General features: G+C 64.7%; 4 protein-coding genes. 1 reads left to right on the forward strand and 3 read right to left on the reverse strand.

Annotated elements, in window-relative coordinates:
- Positions 1 to 152: 152 nt before the first annotated feature.
- The 3 genes from K8V11_RS02240 to K8V11_RS02250 all read right to left on the reverse strand — a co-directional run bounded on the left by K8V11_RS02240 (position 153) and on the right by K8V11_RS02250 (position 2,620).
- Positions 153 to 1,097, reverse strand: coding sequence for an SDR family NAD(P)-dependent oxidoreductase (locus K8V11_RS02240; RefSeq protein ID WP_303910587.1), 945 nt, complete (start codon positions 1,095 to 1,097; stop codon positions 153 to 155).
- 94 nt (positions 1,098 to 1,191) lie between these two features.
- Positions 1,192 to 1,671 carry a DinB family protein gene (locus K8V11_RS02245; protein WP_303910588.1) on the reverse strand — a complete coding sequence of 160 codons (480 nt, stop codon included), beginning with the start codon at positions 1,669 to 1,671 and terminating at the stop codon, positions 1,192 to 1,194.
- Between the two features lie 67 nt (positions 1,672 to 1,738).
- Positions 1,739 to 2,620, reverse strand: a complete 882-nt coding sequence (locus tag K8V11_RS02250) for an alpha/beta fold hydrolase (RefSeq protein WP_303910589.1) — start codon at positions 2,618 to 2,620, stop codon at positions 1,739 to 1,741.
- 225 nt (positions 2,621 to 2,845) lie between these two features.
- On the opposite strand from K8V11_RS02250, the gene K8V11_RS02255 reads away from it, so the two are divergent.
- Positions 2,846 to 3,447 (forward strand): FTR1 family protein (locus K8V11_RS02255; RefSeq protein ID WP_303910590.1); only part of this gene is annotated, 602 nt, incomplete at its 3' end.

A 3,447-nucleotide genomic window follows, 5' to 3' on the forward strand; every position in this document is an offset into this window, starting at 1 on the left:
GGGTCGAGTTGTTGCTGGGTCGAGGGGGACTGGTTCGCGACCGTGGGTCTTGATCTCATCCGCATGCTCGTGTGCTGCCGAGAGCGGACCCGCTTCGATTCCCTGATGGCGGACGTCGAACTCGAAGCTCACCCGTTGTGGTCGCAGGAAGGTTAGTGGCCGGCGACGTTGTCCGCGGCGCCCGATTTGCCCGTGTGCTCCGCGACCTCGTCGGGAGTGTCGAGGCCGAGTTGCGCGTCGGTGACCGGCGGGAATAGCGGACCTCCGCCGAACGCGCCCCGGTGCGAGAGCGGCTGTGCGCCGTCATTATTGACTATTCCGTGGTCCCGGCCGTACTCGGCGGTGATGACGGTGTCGCCGCTGCGAATCTCGGGGTCTCCGGTGAGCGCGGCGATGACGCGGCCGACGAACTCCGGATCCTCGGCGCGGCCCAGCGGGAAGCCGTTGAATTCTTCCATCCCGAATGACAACAGCAGCTCGGTGCGGATGAGGCCGAGCCACAGGGAATTGCAGCGCACGCCGGTGTCGCGCAGATCATGGGCCATGTCGGCGGCCATCTTGTCGAGCGCGGTCTTGCTCATCCCGTAGAGCACGGTATGGAACGGCGCGCGCGAGCCGAATGAGGAGATGTGGAGGATCTGGCCGCTACCTTGCGGGACCATGATCTTCGCCGCCTCGACGCTCGCGACGTAGTGGGCGCGCAGCCCGATTCCGATGAGCGGATCCCAGTCGTCGACGGGGCGCTCCCAGAACTTCGACCCGAAGCCCATGAACCCCTCGGGGTTGGTCCACACATTGTTGACCAGCAGGTCCAGGCGTCCGGAGCGCGTTCGGATCTCATCGAAGGCGGCTTCGACGCGGGCGTCGTCGGCGTGGTCGACCTCGATCGGGAAGATCGAGTCTTCGTGGCCGGCGATCGTGTCGGCGAGTCGCTCCGCGCTGCGGCCGGTGACATAGACCGTCCAGCCCGCGTCCGCGAGCGCGCGGGCAACGCCCTTGCCGACGCCGCGGCTTCCGCCTGTCACGAGCGCAATGCGCTGACCTGCGGGGGAGTGGTGTGTGGATTCTCCGGGCGTGGACAATTCTGCTGCGTTCATGCGGTGAACAGTAGCTGGGTGACGTAGGCTCCGGTGCGTGATTTCCGTGCAGTGAGAGAGTGAGGCGCGGCAGAACTCGCAGAGGCAGATTCCGTTAGCGTGCGTCCAGGATCTGCTCGACGAGAATGTCGGCGTGGCCCGCGTGCCGAGCGAATTCCTCGATGGCGTGGATCAGTACGAACCGGACGCTTACTGGATCGCCATGGGAGTTGTGCAGCACGTCGTCGAGCGAGAATCGGCTCAGGATCTCGCGCGAGGTTTCGCTTGCGGCTCGAAATTCGGCGATGACCTCGGCGAGGGTCTCGTGTGCGGCGAAGCGAAAGCTCCCTTCCCCGGGTGAGGAGTTGCCGTCGCAGTCACCTTCGGCGCGACCGTCGAGGAAGCGCTGGAACCAAAAGCGTTCCGCGGCGGCGGCGTGCTTGACCAGCCCGATCGGAGTCGTCGCCGAGGGGACCAACGCCCGCCGGGATTCGGCGTCCGACAACCGCGACACCGACTCGATCAGTCCTTCGCGATTACGGTCCGCGCAATTGTTCAACAACTCGAGTTCGGTGCCGAAAACCACTCGCTCCATGTCGTCAGACTAGGCTGTGCGGCCCGCCCGGCGGCGCGACTCCGCCGTCATACCTGGTGGTTTGTCGTTAGTGCGTGAAGAAGTCTGTGACGAGTCGCTGGAATTTGTCCTTCTGCTCGATCATCGCCCAGTGCCCGCAGCGTGAGAAGGCGTGGAGTTCGGCGCGGGGGAGTTGGCGGAACGCGAAGTGAGCTTGCTCGTAGGGGAGCATGCGGTCGTCGCGGCCCCAGATGAGCATGGTTTCCTGGCGGATCTTGCTCGCCCGCGCGTAAAGCGGGGTGTATTCCTTGTTCGGGTCGAGAATGGAGCCGAAGATCGAGTACATGCGCTGCACCGCGCCGGGGGCCGTGGCTGCCTCGGTGCGCGCGCGGATGAGCTCGTCGGAGACGACTTTCTTGTTGCCGACCATCGTGTCGACCCATGCCGACATCTTCTCGTCGGAAGGATCCTGGAGGAATTCGAAGAGGCGGCGCGAACCCTCGCTCGGTTCGGGCGAGAACAGGGGAGCGGCCAGGCCGCCGGGGCCCATGAGTGCCATCTTGCGCACGCGCTCGGGGTGGGCGAGCGCGAGCTCTGCGGCGACGTTGCCGCCCATGGAGTTGCCGACGATGTCGACCTGTGCGACGCCCTTCGCCTCGAGGAAGGCATCGATAGCGTCAGCCGCGACCAGCGGGTATGCACGTTCCCACTCGTGATCCGATGAAAGCCCGAAACCGGGCATGTCGAGCAGGATCGTGCGGAAGCGCGCGGCGAAGTATGGAAGGTTGTCGCCGAAATTCGACCACGCGGTAACCCCGGGGCCCGAGCCGTGGAGGAACAACACCGAAATCTCGGACTCGGGCGTTCCCGCCGGTCCCGATTCGTGGAAATGGAACGTGAAGCCGTCGGCCTCGAGCGTCTGGCTGGTGTCCTCGAAGGTGAGGGCGGGGCTACCGGGGGTGTCGGCCATGCTGGGGAGATCCTCCTTCTGCGCGGGCAGAATGTCGATGAAACCACCGTACTGCAACGTGTTCTAGTTTTTCCACGGGTGTGGTGTAGAGCCTCAGCTGAAGAAACCTAGCCTTTCCTAATTTGCTCCGGCGTATTAGTCTTTTTCTGCGCACGGAGAGTGCGGAGGGTTTCGATGGCTTGAAGACGCACCTGCGCCTGGGCTTCGATAGGGGAAGGTGCAGGCATGGGTAGTGGTGCGGCCACTGACGCGATCGTGATGGCGGCGTCGGGCCCGTCGGCGTGGACGCAGATGTTGGGCAGCGGCCTCATCGGCCTACGCGAGGGGCTCGAGACGGGAATCGTCGTGATGATCCTCGTCGCGTTCCTCGTCAAAAGCGACCGCCGATCGGCCCTGAAATTCGTTTGGCTGGGAGTCGGAATCGCCGTCGCGATGGTCGTAGCGGTGTTCCTCGGGATCCACTTCGGTACCAGAACGCTCACCGGCATGGCCGCCGAGGCGGCCGCGGGTATCGCCTCGCTCATTGCCGTCGTCATCGTGACGTCGATGGTGCTCGTGATGAAGAAGGCCGCCGGATCGATGTCCGGCAACCTCAAGGCCGGGATGGACGTGGCCCTAGATGCCGGGCCTGTCGCCGTCGTCGTTCTGTCGTTCCTCGCGGTGGGACGCGAGGGTCTCGAAACCGCGCTGCTCATGGTCGGGTATGCCGAGGGCTCGGCGTCAGCCTGGCCATTCGTCGGCTTGTTGCTCGGCGTGTGCTTGGCCATCGGGATTGCGGTTCTCATGTATCAGGGTGCCGTGCGGATCAACCTTGCCAGGTTTTTCAC

The organism is Dietzia timorensis (assembly GCF_020742175.1).
Taxonomy (GTDB): domain Bacteria; phylum Actinomycetota; class Actinomycetes; order Mycobacteriales; family Mycobacteriaceae; genus Dietzia; species Dietzia timorensis_A.

Bases quoted from the DNA above. Each gene is read 5' to 3' on its own strand.
- K8V11_RS02240 (WP_303910587.1), bottom strand. From the start codon at position 1,097: ATGAACGCAGCAGAATTGTCCACGCCCGGAGAATCCACACACCACTCC.
- K8V11_RS02245 (WP_303910588.1), bottom strand. From the start codon at position 1,671: ATGGAGCGAGTGGTTTTCGGCACCGAACTCGAGTTGTTGAACAATTGC.
- K8V11_RS02250 (WP_303910589.1), bottom strand. From the start codon at position 2,620: ATGGCCGACACCCCCGGTAGCCCCGCCCTCACCTTCGAGGACACCAGC.